The organism is Nocardia sp. NPDC058176 (assembly GCF_042883805.1).
Lineage (GTDB): Bacteria > Actinomycetota > Actinomycetes > Mycobacteriales > Mycobacteriaceae > Nocardia.
On the sequence record NZ_JBHVVA010000008.1, the window covers coordinates 176,436 to 192,496 of the forward strand.

At 70.4% G+C, this 16,061-nt stretch carries 17 protein-coding genes; 5 read left to right on the top strand and 12 right to left on the bottom strand.

Going from position 1 to position 16,061, the window contains the following annotated elements; translation table 11 throughout:
- Window positions 1-25 precede the first annotated feature (25 nt).
- Entirely contained in the window at window positions 26-1,015 is a 990-nt protein-coding gene (locus ACFVVM_RS30560; RefSeq protein WP_387625377.1) for a TAXI family TRAP transporter solute-binding subunit, read from the bottom strand.
- On the bottom strand, window positions 1,012-3,138 hold the full coding sequence (locus tag ACFVVM_RS30565) for a TRAP transporter permease (RefSeq protein WP_387625379.1): 2,127 nt from the start codon (window positions 3,136-3,138) through the stop codon (window positions 1,012-1,014). The genes ACFVVM_RS30560 and ACFVVM_RS30565 overlap by 4 nt, the downstream gene beginning before the upstream one ends.
- A 201-nt stretch (window positions 3,139-3,339) precedes the next feature.
- Here ACFVVM_RS30565 and ACFVVM_RS30570 point away from each other — a divergent pair, with 201 nt between their 5' ends.
- On the top strand, window positions 3,340-4,518 hold the full coding sequence (locus ACFVVM_RS30570; protein ID WP_387625381.1) for a winged helix DNA-binding domain-containing protein: 1,179 nt from the start codon (window positions 3,340-3,342) through the stop codon (window positions 4,516-4,518).
- A gap of 81 nt (window positions 4,519-4,599) precedes the next feature.
- A complete protein-coding gene (locus ACFVVM_RS30575; protein ID WP_387625383.1) occupies window positions 4,600-5,238 on the top strand; it encodes a GNAT family N-acetyltransferase in 639 nt (212 codons plus the stop codon).
- A gap of 20 nt (window positions 5,239-5,258) precedes the next feature.
- Here the strand turns inward: ACFVVM_RS30575 and ACFVVM_RS30580 are convergent, their stop codons facing one another.
- The 4 genes from ACFVVM_RS30580 to nadA form a co-directional block, all read right to left on the bottom strand.
- On the bottom strand, window positions 5,259-5,774 hold the full coding sequence (locus tag ACFVVM_RS30580; RefSeq protein ID WP_387625385.1) for a hypothetical protein: 516 nt from the start codon (window positions 5,772-5,774) through the stop codon (window positions 5,259-5,261).
- Window positions 5,775-5,866: 92 nt separating this feature from the next.
- The gene (nadC, locus tag ACFVVM_RS30585; RefSeq protein WP_387625387.1) at window positions 5,867-6,727 is read right to left on the bottom strand and encodes a carboxylating nicotinate-nucleotide diphosphorylase; all 861 of its coding nucleotides are present in this window, start codon (window positions 6,725-6,727) and stop codon (window positions 5,867-5,869) included.
- 205 nt (window positions 6,728-6,932) lie between these two features.
- Window positions 6,933-8,561: an L-aspartate oxidase gene (locus ACFVVM_RS30590; protein ID WP_387625389.1), complete on the bottom strand. Its 1,629-nt coding sequence runs from the start codon at window positions 8,559-8,561 to the stop codon at window positions 6,933-6,935.
- Window positions 8,562-8,589: 28 nt separating this feature from the next.
- Window positions 8,590-9,627 carry a quinolinate synthase NadA gene (gene nadA / locus ACFVVM_RS30595; protein WP_387625391.1) on the bottom strand — a complete coding sequence of 346 codons (1,038 nt, stop codon included), beginning with the start codon at window positions 9,625-9,627 and terminating at the stop codon, window positions 8,590-8,592.
- 78 nt (window positions 9,628-9,705) lie between these two features.
- On the opposite strand from nadA, the gene ACFVVM_RS30600 reads away from it, so the two are divergent.
- Entirely contained in the window at window positions 9,706-10,443 is a 738-nt protein-coding gene (locus ACFVVM_RS30600) for an NUDIX domain-containing protein (RefSeq protein WP_387625393.1), read from the top strand.
- 21 nt (window positions 10,444-10,464) lie between these two features.
- On the opposite strand, the gene ACFVVM_RS30605 is transcribed toward ACFVVM_RS30600, so the two are convergent.
- Window positions 10,465-11,658: an MFS transporter gene (locus tag ACFVVM_RS30605; RefSeq protein ID WP_387625395.1), complete on the bottom strand. Its 1,194-nt coding sequence runs from the start codon at window positions 11,656-11,658 to the stop codon at window positions 10,465-10,467.
- Between the two features lie 79 nt (window positions 11,659-11,737).
- Here ACFVVM_RS30605 and ACFVVM_RS30610 point away from each other — a divergent pair, with 79 nt between their 5' ends.
- The gene (locus ACFVVM_RS30610) at window positions 11,738-12,469 is read left to right on the top strand and encodes an AraC family transcriptional regulator (protein WP_387625397.1); all 732 of its coding nucleotides are present in this window, start codon (window positions 11,738-11,740) and stop codon (window positions 12,467-12,469) included.
- A 44-nt stretch (window positions 12,470-12,513) separates the two neighbouring features.
- A complete protein-coding gene (locus tag ACFVVM_RS30615; RefSeq protein WP_387625399.1) occupies window positions 12,514-13,017 on the top strand; it encodes a nitroreductase/quinone reductase family protein in 504 nt (167 codons plus the stop codon).
- Window positions 13,018-13,066: 49 nt separating this feature from the next.
- Here ACFVVM_RS30615 and ACFVVM_RS30620 read toward each other — a convergent pair whose 3' ends face one another.
- The 5 genes from ACFVVM_RS30620 to ACFVVM_RS30640 form a co-directional block, all read right to left on the bottom strand.
- Window positions 13,067-13,234, bottom strand: a complete 168-nt coding sequence (locus ACFVVM_RS30620; protein ID WP_387625401.1) for a hypothetical protein — start codon at window positions 13,232-13,234, stop codon at window positions 13,067-13,069.
- Window positions 13,235-13,332: 98 nt separating this feature from the next.
- Complete coding sequence (locus tag ACFVVM_RS30625; protein ID WP_387625403.1) at window positions 13,333-14,511, bottom strand: AI-2E family transporter; 1,179 nt, start codon at window positions 14,509-14,511, stop codon at window positions 13,333-13,335.
- An 80-nt stretch (window positions 14,512-14,591) separates the two neighbouring features.
- Window positions 14,592-15,125, bottom strand: a complete 534-nt coding sequence (locus ACFVVM_RS30630; protein ID WP_387625406.1) for a DUF1353 domain-containing protein — start codon at window positions 15,123-15,125, stop codon at window positions 14,592-14,594.
- 82 nt (window positions 15,126-15,207) lie between these two features.
- Entirely contained in the window at window positions 15,208-15,852 is a 645-nt protein-coding gene (locus tag ACFVVM_RS30635; protein ID WP_387625408.1) for a DUF2567 domain-containing protein, read from the bottom strand.
- On the bottom strand, window positions 15,852-16,061 hold the full coding sequence (locus ACFVVM_RS30640) for a hypothetical protein (protein ID WP_071927321.1): 210 nt from the start codon (window positions 16,059-16,061) through the stop codon (window positions 15,852-15,854). The genes ACFVVM_RS30635 and ACFVVM_RS30640 overlap by 1 nt, the downstream gene beginning before the upstream one ends.

The following is a 16,061-nucleotide window of genomic DNA, read 5'->3' on the forward strand; positions in this document are numbered from 1 at the left end:
CGCCCCGGTCCACTACGCCGCGCGCTCAGCCCAGCGCGACCTCGGACCCGCGGTGCAGCGGCACCGGCTCGGTCTTGCTCGCGGTGGCGGCGTCGATGTCCTTGGCCGCCGGATTCGCCTGTTCCAGTTGGGGTTTGCGATCGAGCAGCGTCTTGGTCAGCACGCAGGCCAGGTTCGCGTCGAGATCCTCGCGCACGACCAGCAGGTTGGGCACCACGATGGTCGGCACATCGGCGGCCAGGCCATAGGTGGCGGCCGGGATGGTGCCGGTCTCGTAGACCGGGTTGATCTTCTTCAGCTCGGGCAGCACGCCGGTGATGTCGAGGAAGCGGACCTTGTCCCTGGCGGTGGTGAACAGGTCGGTGATGCCCGGCGTCGGCAGTCCACCCGACCAGAACATGGCGTCGATCGACCCGTCCTTGAGCCCGTCGACGGTCTTGGTCAGGTCGAGCCGCTGCACGGACACATCGCTGTCGGGGTCGAGACCGGCGGCCTGCAGCACCCGCTGGGCGATCACCTCGGTGCCGGATTTGGGCGAGCCGGTGGAGACGCGTTTGCCGCGCAGGTCGGCCAGCGAGCCGATGCCCGCGTCGGCGCGCACGATGACCTGGGTGTAGTTGTCGTAGAGCCGGGCCAGCGCGCGCACCGGCTGCGCGCTGGTGAAGCTGCCCGTGCCCTGCACGGCGTCGGCCGCGGAGTCGGCCAGCGAGAAACCGACCTGATAGGTGCCGCCGACCACCTGCTGGATGTTCTGCACCGAGGCGCCGGTCTCGGCGGCGGTCGCCTTCACCGTGCCGCCGGTGGCGACCGAGATCTGCTCGGCGTAGGCGTTGCCGAGCGCGAAGTACACGCCCGTCGCGTTGCCGGTGGCGATGCCGATCCTGGTGTCCTGGGTGACCTCGCAGGTCACCTCGCCGCCCGCGTCGGCGGTGGGGCTGTCCTGTCGGCCGCCGCACGCGGTGAGCAGGGCTGTCGCGCTCACCATCGAGACGACGGCTACTACGGTTCTGTTCATTGCTCCCCTTCGGATGTGGGCCGCGGGTCAACTGCCACCGGCCCGGTGGCGCCTTTCGCCGTCGTCCCCGCGTGGCGGCCGCGGGTGAGCAGTGCCGTCACGATCGCCACGACCGCGCACGCGGCGCCGAAGGCGAGCACGACCGGGCGCGGGTACAGCATCGCGAGCCCGGCCAGCGCGATCAGCACCCGTGGCGCCGTGCCGATCGGCCCGATGCCGAACAGCCAGCCGCCGCTGGCCATGGCCAGCGCGGCGACCCCGAGTGCCGCGATCACGCTCACCCACAGCACCCCGATCGCCGAGCCGCGCCCGAGCAGCTGCTCGCCCGCGTCGGTGAGCACGAACATCAGCGGCAGCAGGAAGGCGGGCAGGGCGTAGCGCAGCGCCTGCCACATGGTGGGGATGGCCTTGGCGCCGGTGATCGCGGCGGCGCCGACGGCGGCCAGCGCGGTCGGCGGGGTCACTTCCGAGAGCACCGAGAAGTAGAAGACGAACATCGCCGCCGCGGGCGCGGCCACGTGCAGCTCGAGCAGCGCGGGCCCGATGATGGCCCAGCCGATGACGAACGACGCCGTCACCGGAATGGCCAGCCCCAGCAGTGACAGCGCGATCGCGGCCAGCAGCGCCGTGCACAGCAGCACGATCGCCGGGTCCTGGGACAGGATCGAGCCCGCGCGCACCAGCAGCGCCGCCAGCTGCGAGCCGAGCCCGGTCTTGGTGGTCATCGCCGTCACCACGCCCGCCGCCGCGCACACCGCGACCACCGGCAGCGCCGAGCGCGCACCCGCCGACAGCGCCCGCACCGCCGTGAACCCGAACTCCCACACCGTGTTCCGACTCGGCCGCACCCAGCGGCCCGCCGGGCGACGGATGACCCGGTCCACCACGGCGAGCACGAAGGCCAGCGCCGTCGCGTAGACAACGGCCCGAGTCGCGCTCATCCCCGCCAGCAGCAGCACCACGATGGCGATCAGCGACAGGAAGTGATATCCGAAGCGCCCCAGCAGTTTCCACCACGGCGTCGGCGCGTTCCCCGGCGCGAGGTCCGCGGGGGCGCGGCCGTGCGCGCGGTTGCGGCGCGCGTCGATCTCCACCGCGAGCAGGATGCCCAGGTAGTAGAGCAGGGTCGGGATCAGCGCCCAGCCCAGCACCGTCACATAGGAGACGTTGAGATACTCCGCGACGATGAACGCCGCGACACCCAGCGTCGGCGGCGACAGGATCGCCCCGACACCGGCCGCGGCCAGCATGCCGCCGGCCTGCTCCGGTCGATAGCCCGCTTTGCGCAGAATCGGCCAGGTGACCGCGCCCACGCTCACCGCGGTCGCGGTGCCCGATCCCGACACGGTGCCGAGCAGGAATCCCGAGGCCACCGCGGTGCGGCCCGCGGCGCTGTGCGAGCGACGGAACAGCGAGACCGACAGGTCGACGAAGAACCGTGCGGCGCCGGAGAATTCGAGGACGGCGCCGTAGATGGTGAACAGGATGATGTAGCTGGCGGCCACGTCGAGCGGGGTGCCGTAGAACCCGCTGCCGGAGTTGTAGAGCGCGTCGACGATCTGGTCCACGTCGAGCCCGGCGTGCGCGATCGTCCAGCTCTGCGGCAGCAGCCCGCCGTAGTAGCCGTAGGCGAGAAACGCCAGGCACACCGCGGGCAGGATCCAGCCGGTGGTGCGACGGCAGGCCTCCAGAATCAGCACCAGCAGTACGCCGCCGAACACCACGTCGACCGGGGCGAGCATCCCCTGCCGGTCCAGGAAAGCGTTGTACCCGCCCCCGCCGTCGCCGATCACGAAGGGCAGCACCGGATACAGGCACACCAGCAGCGAGCCCACCGCGAGCAGCCAGTCCACCGGCGCGGGCCCGTCGACCCGATCGAGCCTGCCCCACCCCGACCGGTAACTCAGGAACACCAGCGGCAGCGCGACGGCGAGAAAGACGACCAGGTAGTACTGGCTCCCCTGCGACAGCGGCCGAAACACCTGCCACAGCGCCAATCCCGCCAGCCCGAACGCCACGGTCCCGACCAGTCGCGCGGGAAATCCGGACATCGTCCGCGCAGGCCGTTCCTCATCGTCGACACCCAGCTCAGCAGCGGTGACAACCGGCGGCGCTGCGTTCATGAGCGCCGACGATAGCAACGCGATCCGCCGCCGGAAGCAGAATCGACCCCCGCCGACTCTGCACAAAATAGACAAATCACTCGCCACCCGGCCTTGGCTGGACAGTTGATCACCACGCTCTGGTGCGAGGATCGGCCGCCACCAGAGCGTGGTGATCTTGAAAGCCCGAGGGTGTCGGTGGGCGCGGATAGCATCGGCGGCATGGTTTCGATCGATGCGGGGCAGCGGCGGGCTCGGTTGGGGAGCAGGCACCGGTTGGCCCCGGGGGCTCGGGGCGGGGATCCGGTGGAGGTGGCGCGGTCGCTGGTGGTGTTGCATGCCACCGACCCGGCGACGGTGTTCCTGTCGGTCGGGGCGCGAACCGAGGGGTTGACGCCCGCCGCGGTGGAGCGGGCGCTCTATGACGAGCGCGCGCTGGTACGCATGCTCGCCATGCGCCGCACCATGTTCGTCGCGCCGACCGAGCTGCTGCCGGTACTGCAAGCCTCCACCTGTGATGCGCTGGCGCACAAGCAACGTCGCGCCTACGGTCGCTACATCGAGCAGGCCGATGTCGTGGACGGTGACGTGCAGTCCTGGCTCACCGAGGTCGAAGCGGAGACCCACGCCGCACTGCTGACGCGGGGCGCGGCGACCGGAGCCCAGCTGAGCAAGGACGTGCCCCGGCTCCGCACCCAGATCGATCCCGCTCCAGGTAAGTCGTATTCCAAGCCCACCAGCATCACCACCTGGGTACTGGTGATCCTTGGTGCCGAGGGCAGGATCGTGCGCGGTCGCCCCAATGGCAGCTGGACCAGCAGTCAATACACCTGGGCGCCGGTGGAAACCTGGCTGCCGCAAGGGTTCTCGCCGCTCTCTCCCGAGGAGGCGCGGGTGGAGCTGGTTCGGCAGTGGCTGTATGCCTTCGGACCGGCCCCGATCACCGACCTGAAGTGGTGGACCGGCTGGACTCTCGGCGAGGTCCGAAAAGCGTTGGCGCACCTCGACATCACCGAGGTCGATCTCGATGGCACCCCCGGCATCCTGCTCACCGACGACCTCGAGCCGGTCCCCGAACCCGAACCGTGGGCCGCCCTGCTCCCCGCCCTGGATCCCACCCCCATGGGCTGGCAGTCCCGCGACTGGTTCCTCGGCCCCCACGCCCCCTCCCTCTTCGACCGCAACGGCAACATCGGCCCCACCATCTGGGCCGACGGCCGCATCGTCGGCGGCTGGGCCCAACGCTCCGACGGCGAGATCGTCACCCGCCTCCTCGAAGACGTCGGCACCGACACCGAGAAACTCATCGAAGCCGAAATCGACCGCACCACAACCTGGTTCGGCGACGTCCGTGCCATCCCCCGCTTCCGCACACCCCTGCAACGCGAACTCACCGCGTAGCCGCCGGCTCGCCGAGGCCACGGATGGCGGGAATCGGTCCGGCGCTCGTCACGGCGCGTTCCGGCGTCGTACTGTCGTCGCATGGAGATTCGTAGATACGCCGATTCGGACCGGGCCGAACTGCACGCGCTGGCCCAGATCGCGGGCCAGGGCTCGCCGACCGCCTCCCTGTGGGGCCACCCCGAATCCGAGGCGGCGATCTACCTCGATCCCTACCTCGATCTGGAACCCGAATCGGTGTTCGTCTCGGTCACCGACGGGAAGCTGACCGGCTACCTCGTCGGCGCTGTCGATTCGGCGAAGTTCCCGAGTGAGGAGGAACGCATGACCGACGCGATCCGCCGCTTCCGCCTGTTCCGGCACCGCGGCCCGCTCCGCTTCTTCGCCCGGGCCATGGCCGACACCCTCGTCACGAAACTCCGCCGCCATGACACCGCGGGTGATTTCACCGACCCCCGCTACCCCGCCCACCTCCACATGAACGTCGCCCCCGCCGCCCGCGGCACCGGCGCCGCCGACGCCCTGATCCGCCACTTCCTCGACCACGCCCGCACCGCCGGCGCCCCCGGCTGTCACCTGCAAACCCTCACCGAGAACACCCGAGCCGTCCACTTCTTCACCCGCCTCGGCTTCACCCCCGAAGGCCACCCCGTCGACGTCCCCGGCCTCCGCTACGAAGGCCACCGAGTCCACCAGCTGACCATGGTGCAAGCCTTGTGAATCGGCGTCGGCGGTGACGCCTACCGAGCAGGTGGCGCCACGACGAGACCCGGGTACTGGTACTTCATCTGGAGGATGATGTCGTAGGGCGAGTGGGGGTGCATGCGCGACGGCGACAGGACCAGCGCCTTCCTCCCGTCGACGGCGTCCCAGCCCGAGGCCAGCATGAAGCCCTCCCTGTGACGTGTGGACGATTGCCCGGGCTCGTGCAGGATGACCTGGAGCGCCTCGTGCGGACCCACTGTCCCCACCCGGACAGCGGCGACCTGGCGCCAGTGCACCGTGCCGAGCCTCGGCACGGTGATCCCGTCGCTGTCGAGGACCAACTCGGGCGGGTTGCGGATCAAGCGGCCGACCGCGAACACGGTCGCCGCGCCCCCGGCGATGGCGGTGGTCGCCCCGTATCCGATTCGCTCGATCATCGGGAACACATCGGTCAGCGCGAACAGCACGCCGATCACCGCGAGGCCGACGCTCACCCCGATCATCACGAACTCGCTCGAACGCGAACCGGGGTAAACGACCGGCGACGTCACTCCCGCCCTCCCTGGACGGCTCAGGCGCACCGACCGCTACCGATGATATCTTGCGCGGCAACAGGATCGGCAGATCCGACCGCGGCTGCGGGTCACATGTCCAGGCCCAGGTCCAGGACGCGGACCGAGTGGGTGAGGGCGCCGATGGCGAGGTAGTCGACGCCGGTGCCGGCGTAGTCGGCGGCCTGGTCGAGGGAGAGGCCGCCGGAGGACTCGAGTTTCGTGGTGGGGGCGGCGGCGTCGCGGCGTTGGACGGCGGCCTGGGTCTGCCAGAGGGGGAAGTTGTCGAGCAGGACGAGTTCGACGTTCTCGGCGAGGACGGCGTCGAGTTGTTCGAGGCTGTCGACCTCGACCTCGCAGGCGATGTCGGGGGCCAGCTCGCGGACCGCGCGCAGTGCGTTCACGACCGAACCCGCGGCGACGACGTGGTTGTCCTTGATCAGGGCGGCATCGCCCAGGCCCATGCGGTGGTTGACGCCGCCGCCGACGCGCACGGCGTACTTCTGCAGGGCGCGCAGGCCGGGCAGGGTCTTGCGGCTGTCGCGGATCGCGCATCCGGTGCCATCGACCGCGTCGACCCAGGCGGCGGTGGCGGTGGCGATGCCGGACAGGTGGCACACCAGGTTCAGCATGGTGCGTTCGGCGGTGAGCAGCCCCCGGGTCGGCGCGACGACGCTCAGCACCGAGGTGCCGGGCTCGACCCGCGTCCCGTCGGCGACCCGCTCGGAGATCTCGTAGGTCCCCGCACCGAGCACCTCGTCGAGCACGAGCAGCCCCACATCGAGCCCGGCCACGGTCCCGTACTCCCGCGACACCACCGACGCCTTGCTCACCGCGTCGGCGGGCACGGTGGCGACCGTGGTGACATCGGGCCCGTACCGCAGGTCCTCGTCGAGCGCGGTGCGGATCAGCGCCAGCACCTCATCGCGATCCAGAGTGGCATCCAGAGCCATCACTGCACTCCTGTTCTCGGGCGCGACACGCGCCGGGTGGATGGGGCGAAACGTTCGACACTCCGCCGTAGTTGCGTGGCCACCAGCGGATTTCGATCCGAAGTCGGTGACCGCCGGGCGGTCGACGCTCGAACAGCAGCCCACCGAGGCCGGGCCGGCATCATCGCCGAGGCGCACCATCGGCCGCCGACGCCGTCAGGCGCAGTCACCGCACACCGCTCGGGATCGGAGCGGAATCGACTGCCACGGTCGACAGTTCGAGACCACCGCGCGGATCGAGACGAACCGCCGTGCTGAACCGCTGATCGTCGACGACGCTCGGATGATCCGAACGCGTATGACACCCGCGACTCTCGGTCCGCGCCGCCGCCGCGACCAACAGTGCCCGCGCGGTCAACGTCAACGCGGCGTCCTCCACGATCCGCAGATAGGCCGCCGCGGCACCACCATCGGATTCGCCACCCGGCGAACCAGGCACCGCCATCAGCGACATCGCCGCCTCGATACGCGCACTCGCGGCAGCGAGACCCGCACCGTCCCGGACGACCGAAGCATGCTCGGTCATCGCCTGTTGCACGACCTGCCGCTCGGCGAATTCCAGTGTCCACGGCGCGATCTCGTCCACGCGCGCCCGCACCCCGAGCCGCTCGACCGCGGCCGCACCGGCCCGCTCACCGACCACGAGCCCTTCGAGCAGACTGTTCGACGCCAGCCGGTTCGCACCGTGCAACCCGGTCCGCGCCACCTCACCGGCGGCATACAGCCCGGGCACCCCGGTCCGACCGTGCGTGTCGGTGAGCACCCCACCGCACTGGTAATGCGCGGCAGGCGCGACCGGAATCAGTTGTGCCCCAGGGTCGATCCCCGCCGCCAGGCAGGACGCCGTGATCGTCGGGAACCGCTGGGCGAACCCGTCGATACCCCGCGCGTCGAGGAACACGTGATCGGTCCCCAACGCCCGCATCCGCTCGGCGATCGCTCGCGACACCACATCGCGGGGCGCCAGATCACCTCGGGGATGCACCCCGGCAGTCACCGAATTACCTTCGGAATCAACAAGAATCGCGCCTTCACCGCGCACGGCTTCGCTGATCAACGGCCGCCGCCCCAGCCCACCGGGCGTATACAGCACCGTCGGATGGAACTGCACGAACTCCAGATCGGCCACCGCCGCCCCGGCCCACAACGCCAGCGCCACACCGTCACCGGTCGCACCGGGCGGGTTGGTGCTCAGCGCATAAAGCTGTCCGAGACCACCGGTAGCCAGCAGCACAGCGGGGGTATGCACGACACCGAATCCATTGTCCGACACCGCAATGACCCCGCGCACACCGTCCGCACCGGTCACCACCCGCAGCGCCGCCGCCCCGAAGCGCACCGGCAGCCCGGCCGCGTTCAGCGCCCGCTGCACCTCCGCGCCGGTGGCATCCCCACCGGCGTGGATGATCCGCCGCGTACTGTGCCCACCCTCGCGAGTGCGCGAGATCTGCCCGTCGCGCCCGAGATCGAACACCGCCCCGAGATCGGTCAGCGCGGCCACCGCCGCCTGCCCGCCCTCGACGATCGAGCGCACCGCGGCGACGTCACACAGCCCGCCACCGGCCTCGACCGTGTCGTGCACATGCGAGTCGACCGAATCACCCTGCGGCGCAACAACAGCGATGCCACCCTGGGCATACTGCGTCGAGGTGTCGGTCGGCCCACCCTTGCTCAAGGTGAGCACACGCAGCCCCCGCAGTGACGCCGTACGCGCGGCGGTGAGCCCCGCGACGCCACCACCGATGACCACCAGGTCGGCCTCGGCCTCCCAGGTGATCGCAACACCCGCGGTCATGGTCGCTATCCGCTCGACCGGGCGCCGGTCACTCCCCACCACCGGGGTTGCCGATCGAGATCATCCGCTGCACCGACGCGCGCCCCGCCTCGGCCATCGCCAGGTCGACGTGCACCTCGTCGGCGCCCTCGACCAGGCAGCGCAGCAGCGCGGCGGGGGTGATCATCTTCATGTACGGGCAGGAGGCCCGGTCGTTGACCGCCTGGAAGTCGATGCCGGGCGCGGCCTTGCGCAGCTGGTGCAGCATGCCGATCTCGGTGGCCACGAGCACCTGGGTCGACTTGGCCGTCTTGGCGGCGTCGATCATGCCGCCGGTGGACAGGATGTGCACCCGGTCGGCCGGGAACGAGCCCTCACCGGCCAGGTACAGCGCCGAGGTGGCGCAGCCGCATTCCGGGTGCACGAACAGCTCGGCATCGGGGTGGGTGCGCGCCTGCTCGGTGAGCTCCTCACCGTTGATGCCCGCGTGCACGTGGCACTCGCCCGCCCAGATGTGGATGTTGTCGCGACCGGTCTCGCGTTTGACGTGCGCGCCGAGGAACTGGTCGGGCAGGAACAGCACCTCGCGGTCGGGGTCGATCGAGGCGACCACGTCGACGGCGTTGGAGGAGGTGCAGCAGATGTCGGTGAGCGCCTTCACCTCGGCGGTGGTGTTCACATACGAGACCACCATCGCGTCGGGGTACTCGGCCTTCCAGGCGCGCAGTTCGTCGGCGGTGATGGAATCGGCCAGCGAGCAGCCCGCGCGCTCGTCCGGGATCAGCACGGTCTTGGCCGGGCTGAGGATCTTGGCGGTCTCGGCCATGAAGTGCACACCGCAGAACACGATGGTGTCCTCTTCGGCCTCGGCCGCGATGCGGGACAGGGCCAGCGAGTCGCCGACGTGGTCGGCCACGTCCTGGATCTCGGGCAGCTGGTAGTTGTGCGCGAGGATGGTGGCGTTGCGCTCTCGCGCCAGCCGCCGCACCTCCTGCGCCCACTCCGGCGTCGCTTCGACACCCGCGTATCCGGTGGGTCCATCGAAGACCGAACCCATCAGCGTCGGCTGTGCAGTCGTCGTCGCCATGGTGGCTCCCTTCCTCGTGCGAGCGGCTCCATCGCCGCGATTCGCACCAAACCAGGTTTTCGACTTAGAATCGAAAACGTGCCCCATAGTAACACCATCCACGAATCGCTCACCGCGGTGTTCCAGGTTCGCCGCTTCCCCGTCGACGTTTCCGCTGGTAGCGGCCCTGCGGGTGGTCACGCACGGCCGGGAAGGCCCGAATTGGCCGTGCTGCTGTGGGAACGCGCGCTCGATCCGCAGAAGGGCACCTGGTCGCTACCGGGCGGTCGGTTACGCGACGACGAGGACCTCGACACCTCGGCCCGGCGCCAGCTCGCCGAGAAGGTCGACGTGCGCGACCTGACCCACCTCGAGCAGCTCTCGGTGTTCAGCGACCCCGACCGCGTGCCCGCCCCGCGCCGAATCGCCTCGGCCTATCTGGGCCTGGTCCCGCTGACCACCGAACCCGAACTCCCACCCGACACCACCTGGCACCCGGTCTCGGCCCTGCCCACCATGTCCTTCGACCACGGCACCGTCGTCGACCACGCCCGCACCCGCCTGGCCGCCAAACTCTCCTACACCAACATCGCCTTCGCCCTGACCCCCGACACCTTCACCATGTCGGTCCTGCGCGAGATCTATTGCGCCGCACTGGGCTACGACGTCGACACCACCAACCTCCAGCGCGTCCTCACCCGCCGCAAGGTCATCACCCCCACCGGCGACACCGCCCCGTCGGGCCGCGCGGGCGGCCGCCCCGCCGCCCTGTACCGCTTCACCGACTCCGGCCTGCGCGTCACCGACGAGTTCGCCGCCCTGCGCCCACCCACCTGAATCCCCTTGCCGCGGTATTGACTACGTGGGTTGTGCCTGATCGGCGGCGACCGGAGCCACCAGCACCAGCGCCAAGACGACGGCCGGAACCGCGAGGACGCACAGCGCGGTGAGCACCGCCTGGGTGCCGTTCCGGTCGGCGAGCAGGCCGAGCAGCGGGACGAACAGACCACCGGCGCTGACCGCCAGCCCGAGGGTGACCCCGGCCGCGGTCCCCGGCCTGCCCGGGAGATAGTCCTGCCCCAGGGCGACCAGCACGGCGAACGGGATGTTGACGGTGACGCCGACGACCGCGACCAGCAGCAGCGCCCAGACCGGATTCGGCATGAACCGCAGCGCGACCAACGCCGGAATCACTGCCGCACAACCGAATCGGACGGTGTTCACCTTGCCGATCCGGTCGGCCAGGCGCCCGCCGACCAGGGTGCCGAGGACACCGCCGGTGAGAAACGCCGTCAGCGCGATGCCGCCGAGCACCGGCGCGGCACCGAGATGGTCGATCCAATACAGAACGAGAAAGGTGTTCAGCCCGAGGAACACGACCGAACGCGCCACCGCGAGAGCGGTCAGCACAAGGAACGGCACCCAACGATCCTGTCCCCCCGCGCTTTTCACGGCGACCGCGTGCTGTGCCCGGCGCAGTTGGTAGCGCCAGAGCACGAATGCCATGAGTACCGCGGGCGGCAGGAAGACGACGGTGCCACCCACCCCGAGACCGACCAGCACCGGCGTCGCCAGCGCCGGTGCGAGGAAGAAGCCGACACTCCCACCCGCCGCGAACCGGCTCATCGCCGCCGCACTGCCGCCCGCGTCGCGGCGCGCGTCGCGCCCCGCCGCCGGGTGGTAGGCGGCGATTCCCAGCCCGGACAGCAGCAGCAACAGCCACACGAGCGGATACGACGGTGCGAGCCCGGCCAGGCCCGCGCCGATCCCCGCGACGGCGAGCCCGGCCGGGGCCAGCCACAGCAGCCGCCACCGATCGGCCAGGACGCCGAGCACCGGTTGCGGCAGCGCGCTGCCCAGCGTCGCGGCCAGCGCGAGCCCCGAGGCGGCGAGGTAGCTGTAGTCGCGTTCCAGAACGAAGAACGGGATGCTCGCGGGCACCAGGCCCTGATAGAAGTCGGTGACGGCGTGCGAGCTCACCCAGTACCGCATCCGCGCCGCCGACGATCTGACCGCGCCCCGTGACATCGCGTCGACCTGCGCATTCACCATCGCCGACCCCTTCCTGTTCGAGATACAGGTCAGCCTAGGAACCCGACGGTGCGGCGGACTTCCGATAAAATGCCGGATCATGCCGGAAATCCGCCAGCACGCACCGACCGTCACCCGTGACGTCGTCGCGGGCACCCGGATCCAGCGGCATCACCACCGCGAGCATCAGATCGTGTACCCGAGTTCCGGTGTGGCCCAGGTGATCACCGACGCGGGCCGGTGGATCGCCCCGTCGGACCGGGCGGTGTGGATTCCGGCCGGGTGCAGGCACGAGCACCACTTCTACGGGCCGACCCGCTTCCACTGCGTCGGCTTCTCCCCCACCGGCGCCGACGATCGCACCACGCCCGCCGTGATCTCCGCGGCGCCGCTGCTGCGCGAGCTGATCATCGCCTGCTCGGATCCCGGGGAGCTACCGGCCGAGGAATCGGCACGCCTGCGCGCGGTCCTGCTCGACCGCATCCGGCGCAGCCCGGACGAGCCACTGCAACTGCCCGCCGCGACCGACGACCGCCTGCGTACCGCGTGCGCCCTGGTCGAGGCCGACCTCACCGTGAGCTGGACGCTCCCCGCGCTCGGCCGCCGGGCCGGCGCCGGGGAGCGTACCCTGAGCCGGTTGTTCCGCACCGAATTCGGCCTGACCTACCCGCAGTGGCGGACCAGGCTGCGACTGCACCACGCGATGGGACTGCTCGCCGAATCGGTGCCGGTGACCGAGGTCGCCCATCGCTGCGGCTGGGCCTCGGCGAGTGCCTTCATCGACGTCTACCGGGACGCGCTGGGCCACACCCCCGGTGCGCGGGAGCCGTAGTCGCGGCTCGCGAACTTGTCGGTGGTCGCTGTCACACTGTCCGCATGGCTACCGAGGCATCGAACGAGCAGTCCATCACCTCCTACGACGACCCGGACGCACCGTGGAACCAGGAGTTCTCCGAGGCGGACATGGCGAACTGGAACGACGACGTCATCCGGGAATTCCGGGAACAGGCCGGGCAGGTCGGCGGCGACTACGCGGGCGCGACCCTGCTGTTGCTCACCACCACCGGCGCCAAGAGCGGCAAGCAGCACGTGGTCCCGCTGGGTGCGCTGTTCCGGGGCGAGACGATGTATGTGAGTTCGTTCATGGAGGACCGCTACCCGGCGTGGTACCACAATGTCCGGGCCGATCCGCGGGTCACGATCGAGCTGGGTACGGAGAAGTACGCGGCCGTCGCGGAGGTGCTGACCGGCGAGCGCTACGCCGAGTTCGCGGCGTGGGCGTTGGCGGAGAACCCGCTGCTGGCCGACTTCCAGTCCAAGACCGACAAGCCGCTGCCGCTGGTGGTGCTGCGCCGCGAGAGTGCTTCCACCACCGCGTGATTCCGGCCGACCGGGCGCACTGATCCGTCGCGGGGGGCGACGGGTCGGGTCAGGAGTCGAAACGCCGGTCGCGGTGTTTGGCCGAGCGACGATAGGTCCGCCCGCTCGGTACCGCGGTGGCCGCCGCGGAACTGCGCAGGGCGTGCCTGCGCCGCCAGGCGACGAGATCCGCTCGCTCGGCGGGTTGTTCGGTGGTGTTCTGTTCGGTGGCACGCACGGCCTGGTCCTCCCCGGGAAACGCTGACCGGTCAACGGTAGGGATCGAGGTCCTCACCCGCCACCGATTTTCCCGGCGGGACCGCTCGACACCCGGCGTCACGGCTGGTTCTTGCCGCCCGGCGGCGCCGCGTCCCCGGGTGCGGCGTCCTCGGGTTCTTCCTCGGGGTCGGGCTCCTCGGGCTCCGAATCATCCTCGGCCAGTTCGTCTTTGCGCAATGGCGCGCCGATCAGCACATCGGCCCACCGGGTGGACGGGTCGATGTCGAGCAGCAGCGCCTTGACCAGCAGCGTCAACGGGACGGCGAGGATCGCCCCGAGCGCACCGATCACCCAGGACCAGAACACCAGCGACAAGAAGGTCAGGGTGACGCTCAAGCCAACGGCGTCACCGACGAACTTCGGCTGGATGATCGACTGGATCACGAAATTGATCGCCGAGTACACGACGATCACCCACACCATCAGCACCGGACCGCTGTCGAGCAGGGCCAACAGCGCGGGCGGAATGACGCCGATGATGAACCCGACGTTCGGGATGTAGTTGGTGATGAACGACAGCAGCGCCCACAGCAGCGGCAAGGGCACGCCCATCAGCCACAGCGCGCCGCCGTCGAGCACCGCGACGATGGCACCGAACACCGTCGACACCACCAGGTACTTGCGGGTGCCGCGGGCGAAGTCGGTGAGCGCGTGCGCGATCGCGGGCCGCTCCTGCGCGACCACCGCCATCCGCTGCCGGATGCTCATCCCGTCGACCGCCATGAACAACAGCAGCGCGACCACGAAGAACAGATTCGAGAAGACCCCGACCACCCCACCGACCAGTCCGTCGATCACTCCGACGACCTTGCCCATGTCGATGTTGTGCAGCGCCTTCTGGATCTGGTCGCTGCTCACGCCGAGCCCGGCGAGCCAGTCACGGGCGTAGCCGAGCAGATCGTCGAGCTTGTCGGCGTACTCGGGCAGCTGCGAGGCCAGCTGGTAGGTCGACAGCGCCAGCGCGCCGACCAGCGCGACCAGGATCAGCAGCACCGAGGTCAACGCGGTGAGCATGCCCAGCCACGCGGGCCAGCCACGTCGCTGCGCCCAGCCCTGCACCGGCTGCACCGCCACGGTCAGCATGAGTGCGAGGAAGAGCGGGCCGATCACGGCGGCGAACGACTTCATGCCCGCGATGGCGACGACCGCCGCGGCCACGGACAACAGCACGATCAGCCCGCGCGGGATCGACCACGCGTCGGGTGTCGACGAAACGGCCTGCCCGGGCATGCGCATCGGTGCCTCCTCGGCTGTCGACTCCGACGCTAAGGAGCCACCCGACCGCGCGCATCGCCCGTTCCGGGTGAAGCCGAGCGCTAGGCCGTGCGCATCTGCGGGGTCGGCGGCGGTGCCGCGGTGCGATGTCCGAGGCGACCGACCGCCCAGAAGCCGAGTTCCACCAGCCAGAACACCAGCAGCGCCACCGTCACCACGGTGGCGGGCACCGCGAGGAACACGACCGAGGGCACCGCGACCACCAGCCAGCGCGCCACATCCCCGGCGCTCGCGCCACGCAGATGCGAGCCCAGACGCACTGCCGCCCACATCATCCAGCGTCGCGGTACCGAGGTGCCGAGCTCGCGCAGGCACCGCCGGAAGATGCCGTCGGCGTCGGCGCGGCCCACTTCGTCACCGCGGCATAGATAGTCGTGCAGGATGGCGGCCCGGGTGTAGGCGCCATAGCGCGGGATGAGCCAGACCAGAGGCCGTGGCACCGAGGCGAAGTCGGTGCGGAAACCGGCGGGCACCGTGAAGGTGTCGACCGCGCCCCGATAGGTGAGCGGCTCGGTGAGCCGCCAGAATTTGGCGTCCAGTTCCTCGACGACCGGACCGCCTCCGATGAATGCCACGACCGCTCCTCCCGAGCCGCCCGCGCAGTCTCTACCTGCCGATATGCGCGATGGTAGCGCGCGATACCCGGCCCGGAGCGGCTCAGCCGCGTGGTTGCGAACTCGGATCGAAATCGCCGCTGGGCCGATACTCGCCGACACCGATCGGCAACGGGTGGCCGGCGGGATCGTCCTCGCGCGGGCGCAGATCGCCGAGCAATCCGGCGGCGCCGGAACCGAGATCGGTGCGCGGATGCAGCGCGGCGAGGAACAGCAGCACGAGCGCGGCCAGGAACGGCTGCACCACGAGCGCGAGAGGCGTGCCGAGTTCGGCGGGCAGCGCGACGATCTCACCGACCGCGGGATCGGCCGGACGCGGATGTCGGCCCGCCGCAACCGCTTCCCCGATCCACATCATCAGCGCGGCGCCGAGCCCGGAGGCCAGCACGATGCCGAGCACGAGGGCGGGCCCGCGCACGACGCGCACCCGCCAGGCCGCGACGGCGGTGAGCACCGCGACCGCGGCGCCGAGGCACAGGAACATCCCGACGGCGTCGAACAGATGCATGCTCTCCCCGGTGAGCGCGGCCGCGCGACCGGGCCGCGTGACCCGCAACCGCTCGGTGGGCGCGAGCACACCCCACGCCACACCGGCCACCGCGCTGGCGACGAGCACCACCGCCGCGACCACGCCGACCCCGATCAGCTCACGCCGCAACGCCTCCGGACGCGCCTGGCCGCCCAGCACTAGCGGCGTTCCAGCTGCGCGGATTCGATGACCCCGTGCCGGGAACACTTGGCCCACCAGCCGTCCGGGCTCACCTGCACGATCATCCGGCGCCCGCAGTGCTCGCAGAAGCGCGGCGGCTCGAGCCCGAGCGCGGCGGCCGCCGGCGTGGCGTCATCGAGTCCGGGCACGATCCGCTTGCCGGTGAACGGGTTGTAGCGCTCGTCCAT